Source organism: bacterium SCSIO 12844, assembly GCA_024397935.1.
Lineage (GTDB): Bacteria > Pseudomonadota > Gammaproteobacteria > Francisellales > Francisellaceae > M0027.
On sequence record CP073743.1, the window covers coordinates 1022127 to 1045211 of the forward strand.

Below are 23085 nucleotides of genomic sequence, written 5' to 3' on the forward strand. Positions count from 1 at the left end.
TATTTATGCTTGGGTTTATTGCAGAAAATATACGCTATTATTATGAGGTGACTAGTCAATTCTTTTCTATGCTATTTCAAGAGCGTCAAAATGCAGCAAAAATAAATTTGCAAAGAATAAATAAGCCGCTAAATTTATTAGAAAGTAAGCAAAAAAAGCTCAATCGAAATTAGATAAAAAGAGTAGTCATATGACAGGGAAACATCTTAACTATAGTAAGTGTGCTAAGGAAGCCCAATTAGAAGCAAAAACCTTAGAAAACGTAACCGATGAAATATCATCAAGTGTAACGCCTTTTATAAAAGCTTATCCACCACCTAAACGTAAAAAACATAACTGGGGTGAGAAAGATCAAGCTAAAAAAGTAAAGACAACTAGTGTTGATGCTAAAGATTTTTTGGATGCTCAACAAAGGATAAAGCGAGAAGGTACTGTTGGCTCAAGGTCGCACTTAGGTGATGATATCTATGAGATTCGTACTAAAAAAGGAAAGTCAACAGAAAGACTTTATTATGATAAACAAACGGGTAAATCCTATAGCAGTCGCCATGATAATATTAAGGAAGTTAAAAAGCGCTTAATAAATAGTCGTAAAGCGACGAATTTAGCATCTAACCCCTTTTATCAGCAACAGTCCAACCAAGAAAGTAATAAGGATACAAGCCACGTATATAAATAAATTATATTATTTTTTTCCTGCGGTGGCTGTTTGAATATTTTTTATATCAACAAGATTCCAGCCTGTTTGATTGTTACGGTATAAGCGCTTATTTAATTTGGGATAATCACAAACATTCTGTTCATAGCGATTACCAACATTAAAGGAATATTACCTGTATTAATCATTGTATGTGCTTTTGATGCGTGTTTATAACCGATAAAATCACCTTCAGCAATTTCATGCTTTTCATCTCCAATAATCACAATGCCACTACCTTCTAGTACATAAGTGCATTCATCTTCATGATAATGCATGTGATATTCAGTTGACTCACATCCAGGTGGTACTTCAATAATATGAAAGCCAAAGCCAGTAATACCAACCAAATCTCCTAATGATTTATTAATTCTTTTAGCGTTAGGGTTTAAAAAATGTTGTTTATTTGTTCCATCTAATTGTTCAATTTCTGCTTTTTTAAGTAGGTGTCTATTCATAAATTTTCTCTAAAAGTTTAAGTGTATATCTTAAAAGGTTAATTGAATTAGTCTATAACTAGGTTAAATTAAAATCTATTAGGACTGTTAATAATAGATCAAGTAAATTTCCCTTATGGCCTTGGCTGCTTTTAGGTTATAATGTCGAATTAAATTTTTTTGATGTTGTAACGATGGAGATGGGCATCATGGTTAAAGTGGCGAAAGATGAAAGTCGTCAAATAGCAAAACTAAAACAACTTTGGAAGCGATTTGGTAATCTTATTTTATGGATTATTGTTATTATTGCTGCGGCGTTTGCCATTTGGACTTATTGGCAAAAACAAAAAGAAGGTAAAATTTTAGAGGCTTCTGCTAAATACCTTCAGTTAGAAAATGATTTACAAAGTGGCTTAAAGGCTGACACGATTATTTCAGAAGCACATAATTTAATGCAGCAGTATCCAGATACAGTGTATGCAAAATTTAGTGGTTTATTAATTGCCAATGAATACGTTGGACAGAAGTTATACCAAGCTGCTGAAACTAATTTAGACTGGGTGATTTCTAATACAGATGAGCAGTCAATTAAAGCAGTAGCAACTTTGCGATTGGCACGTATTAAATTAGCAATAGGTAATGCAAAGGATGCGATTAATATTATTAATCAAGCAAAATTACCCAATAGCTATCAAGTTTTAGCCAAAATGATTCAAGCACAAGCTTATATTCAGTTGGCAGATAAGAAAAATGCTCAAGTGAAACTCAATCAAGCAAAAGTATTGTTAGATAAAAGTGGAACTATGGCAAATCCTACAAATGACCTTTTGATCAAAGAGGCTAAAGATTATATTGATATGCAATTAAGTAATTTAAATCTCTTAATTAAAGAATCTAAAAATAATCAAGTTTTGGTTAAGAAAAACACAGATGATAGCTTAGATACAGTAAAAAAATAGATATTTAAAATGTAATTGATATCAAAAATTTAAAATAATAGAAGTTTTTTATCCGCTAGGAGTAACGATGCAAAAAGTATTTAAAAAAGTCTTATTAGCAAGTTTAAGTTTGGGGTTTGTGCTTGGTTTATCTGCGTGTGCTGATAAATCCAATATGATACCACCAAAGCCATTGGTTGAGTTTAAGCAAACGCAGTCATTGCAAAAATTATGGCGAGTTAATATTGGTGATGGGACTGATGATCAGTATTATATTTTTGCGCCTGTTTTATCAAAAGGAATTGTTTATACAGTAAGTTCTGATGGAGAGGTCAATGCGATTAATGCCAATACAGGTAGACGCCTATGGGATGTTTCTGTACCTGAAACATTAGGTGCAACACCTGGTTTTGGTGATGATATGGTTTTTGTTGGTTCAGTCTCTGGCAAGCTGTATGCTTTGAGCCAGAAAGATGGTCGCATATTATGGAAAGTACAGTTATCAAGCTCACTTTATGCGCAACCTGTTTATGATGATGGTATTGTAGTTGTTCATTTACATAATGGTGAAATTGTGGCTTATGATGCTAAAAATGGTAAACTGATATGGAAACATTCTGCTAATTTACCTGAAATTATTTTAGTTGGTAATAGCGCCCCATTAATTGATGACGGTGTTGTTTATACTGGTTTGGATAATGGTGAAGTATGGGCAGTTGAGTTAAAAAGCGGTAAACGTTTATGGGAGAGACCAGTTGCATTACCAACTGGCGGTTCAATTGTAGCGCGTATGGTTGATATTGAAGGTGCGCCTTTGATTCAGAATAATGTTTTGTATGCTGCGACTTTCCAAGGTAGAGTGGCGGCAATTAACTTAGAAAATGCATCACTGGTTTGGTCAAAACCGATTTCAACTTATGTATCTTTAGCTATCTCAGATGATCAGCTATTCGCTTCAACTGATAAGGGTTATTTAAATGCTTATAATTTATCAAATGGGACAGTTTTATGGAGTCAAAAAGACTTAGAAGGCAGACAAATATCAGCGCCTGCTGTTGTTAATGATCAATATGTTACAGTAGGTGACTTTGAAGGTTATTTGCATGTCTTTAATTTAAAAACAGGAAAATATGCTGCTAGGTATGATGTTGGTGGTGATGGTATACGTGCTGAGCCTGTAACGGTACTTAACCGTATTTATGTTCAGACAAATAGCGGTTATTTATATGCATTTAAACTAGGTAATTAAAAGGTTATTGATGACGGATAATCAAAAAAAAGTAACGTATGTATCACTTTATATTTTGGTGTTAATCTGCTCGATTGGGCCATTTGGTGATACTTTATATACGCCTTCATTACCTGAAATTGCGCATGCTTTAAATACTCAGTATAGTTGGGTTCAATTAACGGTAACTTCTTATTTATTTGGTTATGCAGTTGGTCAGCTATTATATGGGCCAGTTTCAGATCGCTTTGGTAGACGTCCTGTTATGCTGTTTGGGGCTTTGTGCTTTGCAATTGGTTCTTTAGTATGTTTGATGAGTTCCTCTATCTGGCCATTAATATTTGGGCGGATATTTCAAGGCTTTGGCGCTTGTGCAGGTGCTGTATTATCAGTTGTAGCAATTCGTGATGTTTATGAATATAAAGAGCGAAATAAGCGCTATGCACAACTGAATTTAGCATTTTCAATTGCACCAGGATTAGGGCCAATTGTCGGAAGCTTTACAGCACATTTTTTCCCATGGTGGGTTAATTTTGTTATTTTATTTGTTTTATCACTTTGGATGTTAATTGCGGTTATTTTTCAGTTTCCAGAGACCATTCCAAAGAAAAATCTACAAGCTATTTATCCTAAACGTTTGGTTCTAAACTATTTGGCATTATTTAAACAACCAGGTTATTTGATATTTCTACTTATCTTAGGTTTAACTGTAGCAATGATATATACATGCTTAGTTGAGGCTCCAAGCATTGTTATTACTTTATTAAAATTACAATATCGTTGGTTTTTAATCATTGCTGTAGGTATTGTATTTGCTTTTGTATTAGGTTCAATCACAACGGCATTATTAAATAATCGTCTTTCAAGCTATGGTATTATAATTTCTGGTCTTGTGATTATGCTATTAGGATCATTATTATTTTTATTATTGATCTTAATGAAATATATTAATATTTATAGTTTGCTCATTCCTACAATTGTCGTTTTTTATGGTGTGGCATTTGTTATTCCTGTTGCAATGAATTTAGCCTTACTACCGTTTGGCCATATTACAGGTTCGGCAACAGCTATGATGGGATGCTTTCAAATGGGTTTTGCTGCTTTAGCAACTGCTGCTGTTACATTTATTCCTTTTCATCCCGTTTTAACATTACCGATTGCATTTTCAGTGCTTTCTTTAGTGGCATTAATATTATTTATTTCTTATTTATTGCTTATTGGTGAGTCCGGGCGTCGTCATTATTTACATACACGTAATAATTAAGTTATGCTTAAAAACTAGTTTAGTTGATGTATTAAGCTTAATAATTAGGATGATTTATGTCTGAAGCTAAAAGTGCGGCATTACTTATTGAAACACTATTAAATTTACTCGATGTAAAATTAGAGAGTAATCAATATTTAGGTAATGTCAAATCAGTTGGCAGTGGTCGTTTATATGGTGGCATGGTAATGGCTCAAGCACTAAATGCAGCCAAATATAGCATTGAAGATACTAATTTTGAATTACACTCCTATCATTGTTATTTTATTCGCCCAGGCTTGGAAAGAGAGCCTGTAGAATATCAAATTATCAATAAACGAGATGGCAATTTTTTTAGTAATCGTAGTGTTGAAGCATATCAGAATGAACGTTTAATATTTTCTTTATCTGCATCGTTTCATAAAACTGAAGATATGCCAGAGTATGTAACGCGTATAAAAATCCCACAAAGGGATGAGAAACTTGAACCCTGGCAAGTAATTGGACTTCGATATGCCGAACGTATTCCAAAAGAAGCACATACATTTTTTCATAGGAAATGGCCTTTTGAAATTTATCCTGTTAATGGTGATCGACTGTTTTCATTAAATAGTGAATCAGCAAAACAAAGTTTTTGGCTAAAACTAATTGATGATATTACATTAGATGACCATCAACATAAGTTATTATTCAGTTATGTATCTGACTTAATGTTATTACAAATTGCAGGTTTACCAACAGACTTTAAACTTTGGCAAAGAAAAGCAATGTATTCAAGTTTAGATCAATGTATTTGGTTTCATCGCAATATTGATGTAACCCAATGGCTTTATTTTGATATTGAAAGTTCATCGTATCATGATGCACGCGGATTTGTAATTGGTAAGTTATATAATGAGTCAGGTACACCACTTGCAACGGTAACACAAGAAGGTCTAATTCGGTCATTTTTAATGTAGAGTTACAACAATAACAACTAGTACTTGATTATCATATACAGACAGGCGTATGATACTGTGAGCTTATAAAAAAACAATGATAGAAAGGTGAAATATGAGTATTCATGCCAGCGAGAAAGTCATGAGTCTTTTAATGAAGATTGAAAAAATGGCAAGTAAAAATCTTGAAGATCATGATGTTTCAAATATCATTACCATGGCAAAAGGATTATTTAATATTATATCAGAAAATGATTTGATAAGAAGAGATTTGATTGATTTATATGGTCTTTTATTGTCATTATGGCGTTTCATAAGTAAAAGGGATATTAAAAAGTCTTATCAAGTGCGTGTCTATAACCCTGATTTTGAAGAGCATGGTTGGAATTCTGGGTTAACAGTAATAGAGTTTGTTGGGCCAGATAAGCCATTTCAAATAGATACAATACAAATCTTATTAAGTCGTTTAGATATTGGTATGCATAGTATGATGCATATTGGTGGCGCTAAAATTGAGCGTGATAAAAAAGGGAATATGATTGCATTTCATGATATTTCAGAGCAAATTGATGTGCCTTATCAGTTTGAGTCTTTAGCTTTTTTTGAAGTCGATCGTCAGAAAGAAGAAGATGGCTCACTTGAATTATTACAAAAACAAATTAATGATGCATTAGAGCATGTTGATGTTGTTGTTGATGATTTTGAACCAATGCGTGTTAAACTAACAGAAGCAATTAGTGGTTTAAGTGAAAACTGCCCAGATAAACAATGTGAAGATTTTTCAGAAGCGATTGCCTTTCTTCAATGGTTAAGAGATCGTCATTTTATTTTTCTAGGCTATTGTGATTTAGATATTGTTCAGAAGACTAAAAAGACTTTTGAAGTTGTTAAAGATAGTCAGTTGGGTTTGCTTAAATTTGGCGAACGTTATTTATCATCAAATTATCATGACTTTGCTAAACGTCTATATACAGGGAAAAACCAATTAAGTATTTTGTCGATTGCTAAAAGTGATCATCAGTCGCCGGTACATCGTTCAGGACATATGGATATTATCGGGGTGACTCGTTATGATAGTAAAGGTAAACCTTGTGGTGAAAGGCGCTTTTTAGGCCTTTATACTTCAGTTGCCTATCACTCAACACCACATAGTATTCCGTTTCTTAGACAAAAAGTTGATAAGGTATTACAGCGCTCTAACTTCCGTTATGATGGGCATGCTTATAAGACACTTAATAGTATTTTAGAGACCTATCCTAGGGATGAATTATTTTTATCTTCTGATGATGAGTTATTTGAAACGGCATGTGGTATTTTGCACATTAAAGAAAGGCAAACATTAAAGTTATTTGTCAGAAAAGATCCTTATTCTCGTTATTATTTTTGTATGGTATTTTTACCACGTGAGCGTTATAACTCAGAAATACGTCAAAAAATTCAAGCTATTTTAGCGCGTATGTTTAGAGCTAAAGGTAGTGTCTTTAAAACAACTTTTGCAGATGAATCAATTCACTGTCGAATAGACTTTACTTTTTATATTGCCCCAGATAGTAAACCGTTAACCTATGATATTGCTATTATGGAAGATAAGTTAAAAGAAGTTTCAAGACAATGGGAAGATGATTTATTAGATGCGTTGATTGATGCCTATGGTGATAGCACCGGGAGGTCTTATTATACAGAATATCATGATGGCTTTACACCGGCTTATAAACACGACTTTCATGCAAGAAGTGCAGCAATTGATATAGAGCATTTTGAGAAAGTGCGTCAAACAGGTGAGATTGATATGACGCTTTATCGGACATTAGAGGAAGCATCTGATCGAGTGCGATTTAAGTTATATTTGGCTAATCAATCAGCAAAATTAAGTCATATCTTTCCAGTTTTAGAAAATATGGGGATGTTTGTTAATGAAGAGCGTCCTTATAAAGTCGCAGTTAAATCAGGTGGTTATGTTTGGATATCTGATTTTGGCTTGCGAGTAGACCATACGTTTAATATTGATCGTGTCAAACCATTATTCCAAGAAGTATTTTCACGAGTATGGGATGGTAGTGCAGAGAATGATCGATTTAATTACCTTGTGCCATATGCTGCATTAGGTTGGCGTGATGTAGCGCTGATTCGTGCAATCAGTAGTTACCTTGTACAATTAGGGCTTAGATATAGTCAAAGCTATATTGAAGATACAGTAATTGCTTATCCTAATATCGTGAAGAATTTAGTTGAATTATTTCATGTTCGTTTTCATCCTAAGCTAAATAAAACAAATAGGAAAAAACAGCAAAGTGAACTAATTAGTAAAATTGACCGAGTTTTAAGTGACGTACAAAACCGTGATCATGATCGAATTTTGCGTAAAATGAAAAGTGTTATTTTAGCGATCATGCGAACTAATTTTTATCAAACGGATGAAAATGGTGCAATTAAAGATTATATGTCATTTAAATTAAAACCGTCATTAATTCCAAATGCACCAAAACCAACACCATTATATGAGATTTTTGTTCATTCACCGCAAGTAGAAGGTGTACATCTTCGCTTTGCAAAAGTAGCTAGAGGTGGTCTACGTTGGTCAGATAGAAAAGAGGATTACCGAACAGAAGTTTTAGGGTTAGTTAAAGCACAACAAGTTAAAAATGCCGTTATTGTTCCATTAGGTGCAAAAGGTGGCTTTTATCCAAAACGTTTACCAATATCAAGTGACCGTGACTTAATTATGAATGAAGCGATTGCTTGTTATAAAATTTTTATTAGTGGTTTATTGGATGTGACTGATAATGTAAAAAGTACACAAATTATCTCACCGTTAAATGTTGTAAGACATGATGAAGATGATCCATATTTAGTTGTGGCTGCAGATAAAGGAACAGCTACATTTTCTGATATTGCTAATGAAGTTGCCAATGACTATGGTTTTTGGTTAGGTGATGCATTTGCTTCAGGTGGTTCAAATGGTTATGACCACAAAAAAATGGCAATTACCGCGCGTGGTGCTTGGGAGTCAGTTAAGCGCCACTTTAAAGAGCGTGGTAAAGACTGTCAAAGAGAAGACTTTACTGTTGTTGGTGTTGGTGATATGTCGGGGGATGTTTTTGGTAATGGTATGCTTTTATCAAAACATATAAGATTAATCGGTGCATTTAATCATATGCATATATTTGTTGATCCAAATCCTGTCGCATTAACTTCATTTAAAGAACGTAAGCGATTATTTAATTTACCAAGATCAACTTGGATGGATTATGATAAAAAGTTAATTTCAAAAGGTGGTGGTGTCTTTGAGCGTTCAGCTAAAAGTATTAAATTAACACCGGAGATGAAAGAAGTATTTGCTTGTGAGCGAGATGAGGTTGAGCCAAATGAGTTAATTCAATTAATACTAAAAGCAGAAGTTGAGCTGTTATGGAATGGTGGCATTGGTACTTATGTAAAAGCTGAGACTGAAAGTCACTCTGAAGTTGGTGATAAAGCAAATGAAGCTGTACGTATTGATGCAACTGAATTAAAAGTTAAAATCATTGGCGAAGGTGGTAATTTAGGCTTAACGCAGCTTGCCAGAATTGAATTTGCTTTAAATGGTGGTGCTGTTAATACTGATGCTATTGATAACTCAGCAGGTGTTGATTGCTCTGACCATGAAGTGAATATTAAAATTTTACTTAATATGGCCGTTGAATCAGGCACATTAACCATGCCATCTAGAAATAAATTATTAGCTGAAATGGCTGAAGATGTTGCACAACTTGTTTTACAAAACAACTACTATCAGAACCAAACGATTGCAAGTGCATTAAGAGAAAGAAGTTTAGCATCAGCAGAAACTTATATGCGTTTAATGCGTGAATTATCACATCGAGTTCAGCTAGATCGTGATATTGAATTTTTACCATCAGATAAAAGGCTACAAACACGCTATGCATCTGGTAAGGGGCTAACAGCACCTGAATTTTCAGTCATTATGGCTTATATGAAAATCTATATTAAACAGGAAATATTAAAGTCAAACTTACCTGATGAGCCTTATTTTCAGCGTTTCTTAATACAAGAATTTCCTGAAGTTTTACATAAAAAGTATGCAAAAATTATGCCGCGTCATGGTTTGGCACATGAAATTATTGCAACACAGTTAACAAATTTAATGCTTGTTTGTATGGGCATTCCATTTGTACAGCGTTTATATGATGAAACCGGCGCATCAGTTGCTGAGATTGCACGAGCATTTGTTATTGCAGTTGAAATATTAGATGCGGAAACCCTTTGGTTGAATGTTGATCATCTTCATAAAGTACCTGTAACAACACTACAAGATATGAATAAATCAGTTTATAAACTGGTACAAAGAGTTTGTCGTTGGTTATTAAGAAATCATCGTTCAGGATTACAAGTTGATGAGTTAATTGAGCAGTATCAATCAAAAGTATCAGCTGTGATGGAAAATTTCGTTGAATATCTAGAAGAAGATGATCGTGAAAAAGTTACCAAAAAGGCAAATAAATATCATAAAAATGGCGTTGATGAAAAGCTTGCAATAAAAGTTGCTCAGTTTAATTATGCATCGCCTGTACTTGACTTGTTAAATGCAGCAGAAAAATCATCAACAAAATTAATTGATATTGCTGGCGCATTTTTCTATCTGAATGAGAAAGTTGAGTTAGGTTGGTATCGTCGTTCGGTTAGAGGATTAAGTAGTCAAAGTTACTGGGGTACGATTGCTGCATCAGCATTACGTGATGATATTGATCGTATTCAGTGTGATTTGGCTTTATCAATTATCAAGCATCCAGGCAAAACAGAGGCAGAAAAAATTGCTAATTGGCTTGAGCATTTTAAAGCACCAATTGATCGCTGGTTAGAAGTTGTTAATGACTTAAAATTAGGTCAAAGCGATTATGTATCTTTAACGATAGCTTTAAGAAATTTACTGGATCTTGCGCAACTTTGTCGTTTTGCTGATGTTGGCGAGGCAGAAGTTGAAAATAATTAATTGAAGAATTAAAAATGGTATTAACTTAATGATCCAAGAACAAATTAATATTGAATTAACAAAAGAAGAAGCCAAATTAAGAATTGATCAGCTACGAAAAAATATAAGAGAATATGATTATCAATATTATAATGAAAATGAACCAATTGTACCTGATAGTGTCTATGATGCTGAGTTTAATGAATTATTAGCATTAGAGAAAGAATATCCTGATTTAAAAACACCAAATTCACCAACTTTAACAGTTGGTAGCAAACCATTGGATAAATTTCGTCAAGTGCCACATAAAAAAGTAATGTTATCTTTATCAAGCCAATTTTCAGAAGCAGATATTTTAGCTTTTGATCAAAGAATAAGAGGTCAGCTTTTAGAGTCTGAAGTTGAATATGAATGTGAACCAAAATTTGATGGTTTAGCTATAAGTATCCATTATAAAAAAGATGAAAAAGGTAAATGTCAATTAATCTTAGCCCTTACGAGGGGCGACAAAGAAATTGGTGAAGATGTTACTGAAAATGTAAAAAGGATTAAAACTGTTCCTAAAGTGATTGAGGGCACTAATATCCCTGACTATGTCGAAGTAAGAGGTGAAGTTATTTTTCCTAAAAAAGCATTTCATGATTTTAATAAAAATGCTGTTAGGAAAGGTGAAAAAATATTTGCTAATCCAAGAAATGCTGCAGCTGGAAGTATACGTTTGCTTAATCCAAATAGCTCAGCAAAGCGTCCTTTAATTTTTTATCCATATTCTATTAATGATATTTCTTCAGAGTTTCGATTACCATTGACCCAAGATAAAATTATAAAACTTTTTAAACATTGGCGATTTAAAATATCTAGTGATTGTAGGGTGGTATCCAATATACAAGGTTGCTTAGATTATTATCAAGAGATGGCAAGTAAAAGAAGTGGCTTGCCGTATGAAATTGATGGTTTAGTTTATAAAGTCAATAAGTTAAGTGACCAGGATGTATTAGGGTATACTGCACGAGAACCGCGTTGGGCAGTTGCGCACAAATTTCCAGCAGAAGAGAAACTGACAATAATTAAATCAGTTGATTTTCAGGTGGGTAGAACAGGCGCTTTAACACCTGTGGCGCGACTAGAGCCTGTTGAAGTTGGGGGTGTGGTAGTTAGTAATGTAACACTCCATAATATGGATGAAATCAGAGCATTAGATGTTCGAGTTGGAGATTATGTATATGTTAAACGCGCTGGTGATGTTATTCCAAAAGTTGTCCAAGTTTCAAAAAAAGATAGAGATGAAAATTTAGTTGAAGTCATTCAACTACCAGCATCTTGCCCTGTTTGTTCTAGTCAGTTAATTGAAGAGGCTGATCAAGCAATTATTCGCTGTAGTGGTGGCTGGAATTGTCAAGCACAGAGAAAAGAGAGGTTAAAGCATTTTGTTTCACGTCTAGCAATGGATATTGATGGTCTTGGTGATAAATTAATTGAACAGTTAGTAGAAAAAGAGTTGGTTGAATTTCCAGCTGATCTATATAAATTAACTGCATTAACCTTAGCCCGTCTTGATCGAATGGGTAAAAAATCAGCGGATAATACAATTGCAGCTATAAATGCAAGTAAAGAGACAACGTTAGCACGATTTATTTATGCACTAGGCATTCGTGAAGTGGGTGAAGTGACAGCTAAACAACTTGCTAAATATTATGGAAATTTAGCTTCAGTAATTAGTAGTGAAGTTGACGACCTTGAGAGTATTAATGATATTGGTCCTGTTGTTGCAAAGCATATTGTATCTTTTTGGCAGGATAGTAAAAATATTCATTGGGTTAATGATTTATTAGATCAAGGGATTATCTTTAGTGATCAAAATAGTGCTGAGAATGTAGAACCTATTGATGAAGATAATGTTTTTTTTGGTAAAACCGTTGTCATTACTGGTTCATTTACTGACTTTTCACGTGATAAATTAAAAGATCAATTAGAGGCACTAGGTGCTAAAGTCTCTGGCAGTGTTTCTAAAAAAACCGATATGGTGATTGCTGGTGCAAAAGAAAAAGCAGGTTCAAAAAGTTCAAAATTAACTAAGGCTGAAAGTCTAGGTATTGAAGTTTTAAATGAGATGCAACTCAAAGAGGTATTATGAGTCAAATAAAAAAAAATAATATAGCTATTTTAGGCAATGGTCAGCTAGCCAGTATGTTATCCGATTGTGCTGATCGACTATCTCTAAAAACAACGGCTTTCCCATTACTAAAGCTTGATAAAAAAGGCCAGATTGAAGCATCTGAAATTCACTATTGGGTTGAACAGTTAAAATCATTTGATGTGGTCACTTTTGAAATTGAGAATTTACCAGTTGAGCTGTTAAAATCATTAGAAAAAGTAACATCAGTTCGACCTGCGATTAAAGCGTTAGAAGTTGCTCAAGATCGACTAAAAGAAAAGTCGTTATGTACTGAATTAGTGATTCCTACAAACCGTTATATGGCGGTATCTTCTTATGATGATTTAAAATTAGCCGTTGAAAGTCTAGGCTTACCTCTAGTTATTAAAACACGACGTTTTGGCTATGATGGTAAGGGGCAGTTTGTTATTAAAGATAAAAATGAGATTGAGCAAGCTTGGCAAGCACTTAAAGACGCGCAAAATTTAATTGCTGAGCAATTTGTGCCATTTGACTATGAGGTTTCTCAGGTCGCAACTAGAGATGTAAAGGGTGATATTGTTTATTATCCATTGGTTAGAAATGAGCATCGAGCAGGCATTTTGCGTGAAAGTTTTGTTTTATCAGATCAACAAACCTTAATGATTAAAGCCCAAAAAATTGCTGAAAAATTATTAAATCACTTTAATTATGTTGGTACGTTTGCCATTGAATTTTTTGTTCAAGGTGATGAACTGCTAGTCAATGAAATGGCACCTAGAGTTCATAATAGTGGTCATTGGAGTATTAATGGAGCAACTGCTTCTCAATTTGAAAATCATTTAAGAGCAGTTAGTGGCTTGGAATTAGTTAAACCTAAGTTAGTTGCACCTTTTATTATGATGGTAAATTTAATCGGTGAAGATGTGCCTATTAATTGGCAAATAGCAGAAGGTATTTACCCAAAAACCTATGGTAAATCATTAAGAGAAAACCGTAAGATGGGGCATATTAATGTCATTGGTAGTTCAAAAGAAGAGCTAAAATTACGTTTAAATGTAATCTATCAACAGATTCAAGCAGAAGCTTGTTTAGCATTGTGAAAAATTAAATTGAGGTGGTTTCATTATTAAAGGAATAATTAATGAAAGAGGATAGTAAGTATCACAGTAGTTTGATTATCTATTACCCAATGATCTTAATGATTTCATACTGGGTTATTACAAAGGCGGGATTACCATTTGTTGATCAAATGAGTGCATTTTTTAATGTTAAGCATCAAAGTATTCAAAGAATTTTATCTTTATCATTGATTATATCTTCTTTATCCCCCTTAGTGTGGGGTCCTTTAATTGATCGTATTGGCTTAAAGCGGTTTGTGGTTATTGCATCAATTATTAGTTTTGTTGTTACATGCTTAATGCTAATTGTGCAAAATGTATTTTTATTTGGTTTTGCTTATATACTGGCAACAACCATTATTTTTTCATTAGCAGTTTGCTCCAGAAGTTTTCCATTTATCTATTTTGATTCAGTTATACAGAAACAAAAGTCAATTGGCATTACGTTTATGGGCGTTTATTTTTGTTCATTTATGGTGCCATTAATATCAGGTTGGATTGGTTATTATTTAAGTTGGCAATTTGGTTATGCTTTAGTCTTATTGTGGCTTATTATTACATTTTTATGCATGATGTTAATTAATAATAAACAGGATGAGCAGGCATCAAGGGTTAGTTTTTTACAAAATGCATTGGCAATGGTTAATCATTTAAAAACACAAGGCTTTTTAAAGAATGTTTTATTTGTCTCTATTTTAAATGGTTTGGCATGGACTTATATTATTGTATTACCATTTTGGCTTGCGCAAGGGTTTGATGTTAGTTCAAAGTACTTAGCTTTATATCTTTTTCCATTAGCTTTACCTGGTTTAGTTTGTCCAGTACTTGTAAAGTTTTTAGAATCATTTTTAACAAAACAACAAATTATAAAATGCAGCATATTTATATTTCTATTAGGCGGTATCAGCGCTGTTATTATCGGTTTATTTAGTTGGCATATTGCTTATATTTATATTATTCCAGGTGTTGTTATGAATCTAGCTTCTGCAATGGCTTTTGCTATTGTTAGTACGATTGCCTATAGTAATGTAAAAAGCCATTTTAATGCTGCCTCAAGTCTTTTTTCATTAATATCATATTTTGGTTTTGGATTAATTGTTTTTATTGAGTCTTACATCAGTTTGACAAATTACTATTTTGAAGGCATCTTTGTCATTGTAGCAGGCATTATTTTGTGGTTTTTAAAATTAAATTCAACTGTAAAAAAAGCATAGCTTAAGATTAAACAATAAAAAATACTTACGGTTAAGTCATTTCTCAAGTAAAATATGGCCATTATTTTATAGTAATTGATCATATAAAGGGTTTATTAGTGGATATTCATCACGATAAGATTTTAATTTTAGACTTTGGCTCTCAATATACGCAGTTAATAGCAAGGCGTGTTCGTGAGATTGGTGTTTTTAGTGAGATTCATCCTTTTGATTGTACAGAAGAATTTATACGTTCTTTTAATCCTAAGGGTATTATTTTATCTGGTGGACCTGAGTCAGTTAATGAATCAGTAAGTGTTAAAGCACCTGATATGATTTTTGAAATGGATATTCCCATTTTAGGTATATGCTATGGAATGCAAACAATGGCTAATCAGTTAGGTGGTAAGGTTATTCCAGGGAAATCAGGTGAATTTGGTTTTGCTAATATTCAAGTACATAAACCAAATCAGTTATTCTCAGGCATTGCTTTATCAGAAGAAGCACTAAATGTTTGGATGAGTCATGGTGATAAAGTAGATACCTTACCGAATGATTTTTCGATTATTGCCTCTTCTAGTAATTGCCCAATTGCAGCAATTGCACATAATCAAAAGCCATTTTTTGGATTACAATTTCATCCAGAGGTAACACATACAGATCAAGGCAGTGTCATTATAAAAAACTTTGTTGTTGATGCATGTCAATGTCAAAGATTATGGACAGCAAAACAAATTATTGAAGATCAAATTAAACATGTAAGAGAAACAGTTGGTAGCGATGAAGTTATTTTAGGTCTATCTGGTGGGGTTGACTCATCAGTTGTTGCAGCATTACTTCACCAGGCGATTGGCGATCAATTAACGTGTGTATTTGTTGATACTGGCTTATTACGCTTAGGTGAGGGCGATCAAGTCATGCAAACATTTGCTGAGAATATGCATATTAATATCATTCGAGTTGATGCCGAAGAAAAGTTTCTCACCGCACTTGAAGGTGTTAACGATCCAGAAGATAAAAGAAAAATTATCGGGCGTTTATTTATTGAAATTTTTGATCGAGAAGCAACAAAGCTTAAACATGCTAAGTTTTTAGCTCAAGGTACAATTTATCCTGATGTAATTGAATCAGCAGGCAATAAAAATGGTAAAGCGCACGTGATTAAATCTCATCATAATGTTGGTGGCTTACCAGAAGAAATGAAGTTACAACTTGTTGAACCTTTACGAGAGTTATTTAAAGATGAAGTGCGTAAAATTGGTGTTGAGTTAGGATTGCCACATCGTATGGTATATAGACACCCATTTCCAGGGCCTGGTTTAGGTGTACGTATTTTAGGAGAGATTAAAAAAACATATGCAGATATTCTAAGAGACGCAGATGCAATCTTTATTGAAGAGTTAGAAAAAAGTGGTTGGTATGATAAAGTTAGCCAAGCTTTTGCTGTGTTTTTGCCGGTTAAATCTGTTGGTGTTATGGGTGATCAGCGTAAGTATGACTATGTAGTAGCATTACGTGCAGTTGAGACAGTTGATTTTATGACGGCTCGTTGGGCGCACTTACCTTATGAATTATTAGAAACAATATCACTTAGAATTGTTAATGAGGTTAAAGGCATTACACGAGTTGTTTATGATGTAACTGGAAAGCCACCTGGAACAATTGAATGGGAATAACTTTTACTACGTTACTCATTTAGTTACAATAAAGAAATACTATTGATATTTATATGCATTTAAAGGGAGATCATTTATGCAAAAAATTGCCATTGGGTTTATTGGTGGCGGTAATATGGCAAGAAGTCTTATTGCAGGCTTGATTGCTTCTGATTTTGATGCCAATCGTATTTGGGTTTGTGATCGTAATGAAGCCAAGTGTGACTATTTTTCACAGAAATATCAAATTAATGCAACAGAAGATGCAAAGATACTAGCTGAACACTGTCAAGCGATTGTTTTAGCAGTTAAGCCAATGCATATGGCTGAAGTTGCAGTAGATATAGCCTCTATTATTAAAGTAAAAAAACCGTTAATAATATCCATTGCTGCAGGCATTCCATTGACCACATTAGAGAGTTGGTATGGCTCAACGATGCCAATTGTACGCGCTATGCCAAATACACCAGCTTTAGTACAATGTGGTGCAACTGGACTTTGCCATAATGGTAATTTAGCAGACCAACAAGTTTCACAAGCAGAGCAAATTCTAAGAAGTTGTGGTGTGATTACTTGGGTAGAAGATGAGTCATTAGTTGATGTGGTGACGGCTGTTTCTGGCTCTGGGCCTGCTTATTTTTTTAGGGTAATGGAGTTAATTGCTGATATTGCTGTTGAGTTAGGTTTAACAGAAGAGCAAGCACAGTTATTTACGGTGCAAACTGCTTATGGCGCTTCACGGATGGCATTAGAATCATCTAAACCATTAAGTCATTTAAGAGAACAAGTAACCTCAAAAGGCGGTGTTACTCAAGTGGCATTAGATGTGTTTGAAAAGCATCATTTACGTGATATGCTCAAGGAAGTATTAACAGAGAATATTAAACATAGTGGTGTTTTAGCTGATTCATATCGTGAAATGCCAAAATTAGATTACAATCAATCATAAGGTGGGATCATGACAGGTGCAGTGGTTAATGTACTTGATTTTTTAATTCAGGTTATCTTTCAATTTTATTTGATCTGTGTTTTATTACGTTTTTTATTACAGTGGGTGAAAGCAGATTTTTATAACCCCATTTGTCAATTTTTGATAAAAATAACCAATCCATTGTTAATTCCTTTGCGACGAATTATTCCAGGTTTCTTTGGGCTAGATATGGCTGCTTTGGTATTGGCAATTTTAGTTCAATTTGTTGAAGTTTCACTTTTAGCTTTAATTAAAGATATTCCTTTTAATGGTTGGCTTTATGTTTTTGGCTTAATTGAGTTATTTTTATTGGTATTAAATATTTTCACATTTGCTATTTTAATTCGAGCATTATTAAGCTGGATTAATCCAAATCCTTATAACCCAGTAGCTATTTTGTTATTCCAATTAACTGAGCCAATGTTAAGGCCATTACGTAAAAGAACAGTCTTTAGTGGTATGGATTTTTCACCGTTTATCGCGATTATTATTCTGCAGGCAATTGTTATTTTTATTCGCTCAATGATTGGCTAGTCATAGTTAGATGATGATTAAAGATTAAGTTTAATCCTCATCTTTATTTTTATGTTTTGATTTAGGTTTGATTGTCTTAAATGCTTTGGTATGCTTTTTAACTTTAATAAAGTCATCTTTATTACCAACACTAGAGTTATCACGGATTAAGCCTGCAATATTTCTTTTTAGAACCCATGTGCCTTTCTTCTTAACGACTTTAAAACCAAGCATTTTCAGTAATTTTCTAAACTCTTTATTATTATTCATCAAATTTTGATGCCAGAAACGATCACTGTCTCTTAAAATTTGAAATTGCTTATCAAATAATGCAATTGTTGTTTCACCAAACATAGTCTTTTTAACACGATCTTCAGCTAGCATACCAACGATTGGATCGATGGTATTAACACCCATTGGATAAGCTTGAGTTAATTTATTTTGAAGCTCAACATTACTGGTAATTTCAGAGAAGCTTGTAACAGCTGGTAGGCCTAAGACTAAACGAGTCGTATTATAGTCATGTATGCCTCTGTCACGTCCACGATTAATATGTGTTGCTTGTAGGTCATTTAATTTAAAATCAAGGAACGGTAGTTGTGGATTAATACTACGTAGTTCTTCTACTAATTTTAAATCATGTTTTTCAGCAACTGTAACTAACTGGCCTCTTAAAATAGGATCAATACCAGCATCAAGTGAGTTATGGTATGCGCTATCAGAGGTCATTGGATCAGCAGAGTTATCAATTGGGCCATCAACAATTGAATTTCCATCTTTATCTAAGCGTTGACCTAATGCATGTAGTGTTGTATGCAAGGTAAATGGCCCAGTAATAAACTCTACCAACATAGCAGGGAATACATCACTTTTATAACCAGAGTATGGTGGTAGTTTAATACCAATTAATGGTAATAACTCATTGTATGTAATTGCTTGATATTCAGCTTCAACTACTTTCCTTGCCATTTGGAATATAGCTTCATCATATTCTTGAACAGTTACTGTAGTCGGGTCAGGTAAACCAACTTTTAATTTCTTCTTAGTTGGTAAGTCATTTAAGATCGTTGCAACACGATTATGCTCTCTTAAAAGTAGTGTACTAGGTACGGTACCGAGTGTAAATAATGCTAATGCAACAGGAGATTCATCAGGTAAGAAATCTGGACCAATAGGGAAGGCATTAGGCGTATTGGTAACCTCTCTTAAATAACCCATTGTAGGTAGTACCATCTCACCATTTGCAGCGGGCTGCAGACGAACTTTACCATTTTCAAGTGTACGTAAAGTTCGATTGTTAATTTCCATTGGATGATAAACAACATCTAAGTCTAACCATGGTGATGGAATATTGATTGTATCAGCGACTGGTGATATGCCAAATGTCGCTAAAGTAACCATTCGATTAAATTCAAGGAATTTACCACCTTCAGAGTCAGGATCAAATGCGGGATCACCTACTGGAACAGGGATTGGTGCCGGATTGCTTCGATCAGCCAATGCTAGAGCAGTATCTGTGTGTATGAAAAATAACCACCAAGAAGCAAGATCATTTATATTAAGTGGTTCAGGAATTGGCCCATCAGTTTGTGAGAGTAAATTACTAATAACGCGAACATTTGTATGACCATGAATTTCTGGTCGTGCAGGTTGGCTGAATCCATCGATAAAGGCATTATCTAAGATACCTAAACTAGAGTGATCCATTCTTGAGTAGATACTAACATTAGGGCTTATAAAATTAAAAAATGGCATTGAATTGACACCCCATGTAGGGTTATCAACATTGTTTCCATAACCATCGAGTGTTCTATTTTCAGCATATAAACTATTAGATAGTAATATCAAAAATGCTGAAAAAAATGCAATGATGATTTTCTTCATGAGAGTCTCCTTATAGAGCTTTATGATAGGGGCATAATAATAAGTTAAGCAGTAATATCGAAAAATGGTTAGACAATCACTGAGCTTGTAATTTTGGAAAGTTTTGAATTACTAGCTGATAGAGTTAGTTAATTAAAAATCTAATTTAATAAAATATTGCAATAGCGTATTTTACTATTTATTAATATTATTGTTTTTTATAAATTAATAAAAAATACTTATTAATAAATAATATTTTTTGCAAAATGTAAAAAATATATTGTTTCAAGGTATTTTTAATTATAATAATTTATTATTTTGAAAATAATATTTGTTTATAAAAATTAATCAAAATACGGCTATACTGTAGTTTGACGGTGTTGTATGGATAATTTATATGTAAAATTAATCATTTATTTTTATGATATATTGACTTTAAGAATTGAAAGGTAATTATATGAAAAAATCGTTATTTTCATTATTGTTAGTTGTATTTATTGATGCTGCTGGGATTGGTTTATTATTTCCAGTGTTAAATACCATTATTATGGATCCAAGTGTTTATTTTCTTGCTAAAGGCACATCTGATTTTTGGCGCCATTTAGATTATGGTATTGTTGTTGCTGTTTTTTTCTTAGCATGGTTTTTTGGCGCAACCTATATCTCAAAAACATCAGATACGATAGGCCGTAAAAAATCATTGGTTATTTGTCTTATCGGTCTTTTCTTAGGTTATGGGTTAACCATTGTTGCCATTTATGCTAAAAGCTTAACATTATTAATTATTGGACGTGTAATTTCAGGGTTAACAGCAGGTAGTCAACCTGTTGCACAAGCTGCGATTATTGATATTAGTGATGATGAGCATAAAACGAAGAATTTAGGCCTTATTATGTTTGCATTTTCACTTGGAATGGTAATGGGGCCTGTCATTGGTGGTGTCTTTACAAGTAAAGAAATTTATCATGGATTTAATAGTGCAACACCATTTTTTATTATTTTAGCCATTACATTAATTAACCTTGTTTTATTAGCATTGTATTTTAATGATGAGAAAAAAGCTCAAGGTCGATTTAAGTTAGAGATTTTAAGTGTTTTTACTCAGTTTGCACCAATGGTAAAATTAAAAAAAGTAAGAAAGCTATCTATCGTCTTTTTTATTATGCAGTTTGCTTTTAATACTTTTTATGTATTTGTACCGCTTTATTTATTTGAGGTATATGGGTTTGCGACATTAGGTAATAGTATTTTGATGTTGGTTTTAGGTTTTTCAATGGCATTAAGTAGTCGCTTTCTTGTACCTGTCTTTGCAAAGCGTATGTCTAACCAAAGTACTGTAATATTAGGCCTAGCAATTATGGCAGTCTCAGTAACATTAATGATTACAGTGAAAACATGGCTAGTACCATTTATTATTGCCGTACCATTTATGCTAGCTTTTGGATTAGCTTATACGAATATGCTTTCTTTATTTTCAAATAGTGTTGATCAAAGCCAACAAGGTTGGGTGATGGGAATTACAGTTTCACTCTTTACTTCAGGTGCTGCTATTACATCTTTTGTCGGCGGTGAGTTAGTTGATTTAAGTATTAATCTACCGTTTATTATCACCATTGTTGGGTTCGTTATTAGCTTATGGCTTTTATGTTTATTTAGAAAGTCAGTGAGTAGTTGTCATTTACAGAAAGATGATGAGGTTGTGAATGTTCATTGATAATCAGCAGTAGGTGAAAACTCTTTAGGTTGCTGCTGTACACTTCCTCTTTGTTCAAAAAATGGTGCTGGTGCAGGATCACTTAGATTGAAGTTTGGAGGAGGGTATGATGGTAGTTGCTGTGTAGTGGAAAAGTTTACTGGTGGGGCACTTGCTTGAGGCGGTATTTTCTGAGAATAAGTATCAACTGGTTGGCCCATAACAGGTTGTAGTTGTGCTATAAATTCACGGCAGTGTTCAAAAAAATAAGGTGAATCACTTGTGCCTAGTGCTCTTCTTTTTTCAATTTTTGCGTAAGCTTCTTCAAAAATATCAATATTTTCATTTTTGAAGCCATTTTTGATATCAGATAAAGTTCCTTCAATATTAAAGTTTATACCAAAGAAGGTGTAAAGGCAGCTTGAAGTTGCTTCTAATCGATCTCTAACAGCATTGAATGAGTCTGGATATTTAAAGTGTGGGCCATTATCATTGTGATGAGCTAGTATATAGACTGATTGTTCTAAAAGACGTTCCATAGCTTTTGCATAATTATCATAAATCTGATCATGTTGGGCTTGAGGTTGAGAAAGTGAGTTATATAGTACTCCATAAAGGGATATTAATGAATTTTGTAAATCATCAATTAGCTGTATTTTTTCAGGATTTTTAGTAGAGTTTCTTGCAACCTCAAGGGCATTGAATAGTTCAAAGTGTAAGCTTTGGATAAAAAAATAGTTTTGTTTGGGGATTACATTAAGTATTGGTTGTATTGGTTGTATTGGTTGTATTGGTTGTATTGGTTGTATTGGTTGATCAGCTGTTTGAATTTGTTTAGGTAACTGTTGATCACAAATTTGGCTAAAAAAAAAAGGTGAGCGTAGGGTATCGTGTTTATCAAATTGAGTGTGCGATGCTTTAAAAGTTTTTATGGTATTATCATCTTCATTCTCTTTATTGGTAATAATACGTTGTATATCAGTTAATATCGTTTCAATCGTTTTTAAATCTTCAATATCATAAAGTTTTAAGCGCTCAGTTTCTGTTTCTAATCTTGCTCTTGTCGCCTTAAAAGATGTAGATGTACTATAAAAATGATTGGTGTGTGAAAGTATATATATCGTCTGTTCAAGTAGCTGACTAATTATTTGTGCATGTTGTTCAAATAATGGCGTATCGCTAGCTTGATGGGTATGTTGATTATATAAATAATAAAACTGATCAATAGCTGCGGATAATGTTAATACACTTGTTTGTAAATCTTCAATAAGTCTACCTTTTTCTTTGCTGTCAGTATTTTGATCAGCTATACGAAGTGTATTATAAAGACCAAAAACAAGTGATTGAATTTGATGAAGTTGTCTAAATCCTGACATCTTAATATCCTCTTTTAAATATTTACACTTGATCATTATAGATAACTTATAAAAGTTGTATATATTAAAAATATTACATAAATTAAGTAGCGTTTGTTTTAATTTTTTTGTTTATAA

The 23085-nt window shown here is 33.3% G+C and carries 16 protein-coding genes and 1 pseudogene; 14 read left to right on the forward strand and 3 right to left on the reverse strand.

Translation table 11 applies throughout. The annotated features are described in order from the left end of the window. Positions 1–5: 5 nt before the first annotated feature. Positions 6–173, forward strand: a complete 168-nt coding sequence (locus KFE69_04970) for a hypothetical protein (GenBank protein UTW43449.1) — start codon at positions 6–8, stop codon at positions 171–173. Between the two features lie 17 nt (positions 174–190). Continuing rightward, positions 191–679: a hypothetical protein gene (locus KFE69_04975; GenBank protein UTW43450.1), complete on the forward strand. Its 489-nt coding sequence runs from the start codon at positions 191–193 to the stop codon at positions 677–679. Between the two features lie 6 nt (positions 680–685). On the opposite strand, the pseudogene KFE69_04980 reads toward KFE69_04975, so the two are convergent. Then, positions 686–1155: pseudogene (locus KFE69_04980) on the reverse strand (cupin domain-containing protein). A gap of 188 nt (positions 1156–1343) precedes the next feature. Between KFE69_04980 and KFE69_04985 the strand changes: the two are divergent. From KFE69_04985 to KFE69_05035, 11 genes are all read left to right on the forward strand, one after another. Continuing rightward, positions 1344–2093, forward strand: a complete 750-nt coding sequence (locus KFE69_04985) for a tetratricopeptide repeat protein (GenBank protein UTW43451.1) — start codon at positions 1344–1346, stop codon at positions 2091–2093. A gap of 67 nt (positions 2094–2160) precedes the next feature. Beyond that, positions 2161–3321: an outer membrane protein assembly factor BamB gene (gene bamB / locus KFE69_04990; GenBank protein ID UTW43452.1), complete on the forward strand. Its 1161-nt coding sequence runs from the start codon at positions 2161–2163 to the stop codon at positions 3319–3321. 10 nt (positions 3322–3331) lie between these two features. Then, positions 3332–4564, forward strand: a complete 1233-nt coding sequence (locus tag KFE69_04995; GenBank protein UTW43453.1) for a multidrug effflux MFS transporter — start codon at positions 3332–3334, stop codon at positions 4562–4564. A gap of 56 nt (positions 4565–4620) precedes the next feature. Then, positions 4621–5502 carry a thioesterase family protein gene (locus tag KFE69_05000; GenBank protein UTW43454.1) on the forward strand — a complete coding sequence of 294 codons (882 nt, stop codon included), beginning with the start codon at positions 4621–4623 and terminating at the stop codon, positions 5500–5502. Between the two features lie 94 nt (positions 5503–5596). Further along, positions 5597–10471 (forward strand): NAD-glutamate dehydrogenase, encoded by a 4875-nt coding sequence (locus KFE69_05005; protein UTW43455.1) that lies wholly within the window; start codon positions 5597–5599, stop codon positions 10469–10471. 28 nt (positions 10472–10499) lie between these two features. Next, positions 10500–12584, forward strand: coding sequence for an NAD-dependent DNA ligase LigA (ligA, locus tag KFE69_05010; GenBank protein UTW43456.1), 2085 nt, complete (start codon positions 10500–10502; stop codon positions 12582–12584). Then, a complete protein-coding gene (locus KFE69_05015) occupies positions 12581–13687 on the forward strand; it encodes a 5-(carboxyamino)imidazole ribonucleotide synthase (GenBank protein ID UTW43457.1) in 1107 nt (368 codons plus the stop codon). The genes ligA and KFE69_05015 overlap by 4 nt, the downstream gene beginning before the upstream one ends. Positions 13688–13728: 41 nt before the next feature. Then, positions 13729–14919, forward strand: a complete 1191-nt coding sequence (locus KFE69_05020; GenBank protein UTW43458.1) for an MFS transporter — start codon at positions 13729–13731, stop codon at positions 14917–14919. Between the two features lie 98 nt (positions 14920–15017). Next, positions 15018–16574: a glutamine-hydrolyzing GMP synthase gene (guaA, locus tag KFE69_05025; GenBank protein ID UTW43459.1), complete on the forward strand. Its 1557-nt coding sequence runs from the start codon at positions 15018–15020 to the stop codon at positions 16572–16574. 76 nt (positions 16575–16650) lie between these two features. Then, positions 16651–17502 (forward strand): pyrroline-5-carboxylate reductase, encoded by an 852-nt coding sequence (locus tag KFE69_05030; protein UTW43460.1) that lies wholly within the window; start codon positions 16651–16653, stop codon positions 17500–17502. Positions 17503–17511: 9 nt separating this feature from the next. Beyond that, on the forward strand, positions 17512–18057 hold the full coding sequence (locus tag KFE69_05035) for a YggT family protein (GenBank protein UTW43461.1): 546 nt from the start codon (positions 17512–17514) through the stop codon (positions 18055–18057). 30 nt (positions 18058–18087) lie between these two features. Here the strand turns inward: KFE69_05035 and KFE69_05040 are convergent, their stop codons facing one another. Further along, positions 18088–19920 carry a peroxidase family protein gene (locus KFE69_05040; GenBank protein UTW43462.1) on the reverse strand — a complete coding sequence of 611 codons (1833 nt, stop codon included), beginning with the start codon at positions 19918–19920 and terminating at the stop codon, positions 18088–18090. 436 nt (positions 19921–20356) lie between these two features. On the opposite strand from KFE69_05040, the gene KFE69_05045 reads away from it, so the two are divergent. After that, entirely contained in the window at positions 20357–21613 is a 1257-nt protein-coding gene (locus KFE69_05045; GenBank protein UTW43463.1) for an MFS transporter, read from the forward strand. On the opposite strand, the gene KFE69_05050 is transcribed toward KFE69_05045, so the two are convergent. After that, complete coding sequence (locus KFE69_05050) at positions 21607–22968, reverse strand: hypothetical protein (protein ID UTW43464.1); 1362 nt, start codon at positions 22966–22968, stop codon at positions 21607–21609. The genes KFE69_05045 and KFE69_05050 overlap by 7 nt on opposite strands. Positions 22969–23085 lie beyond the last annotated feature (117 nt).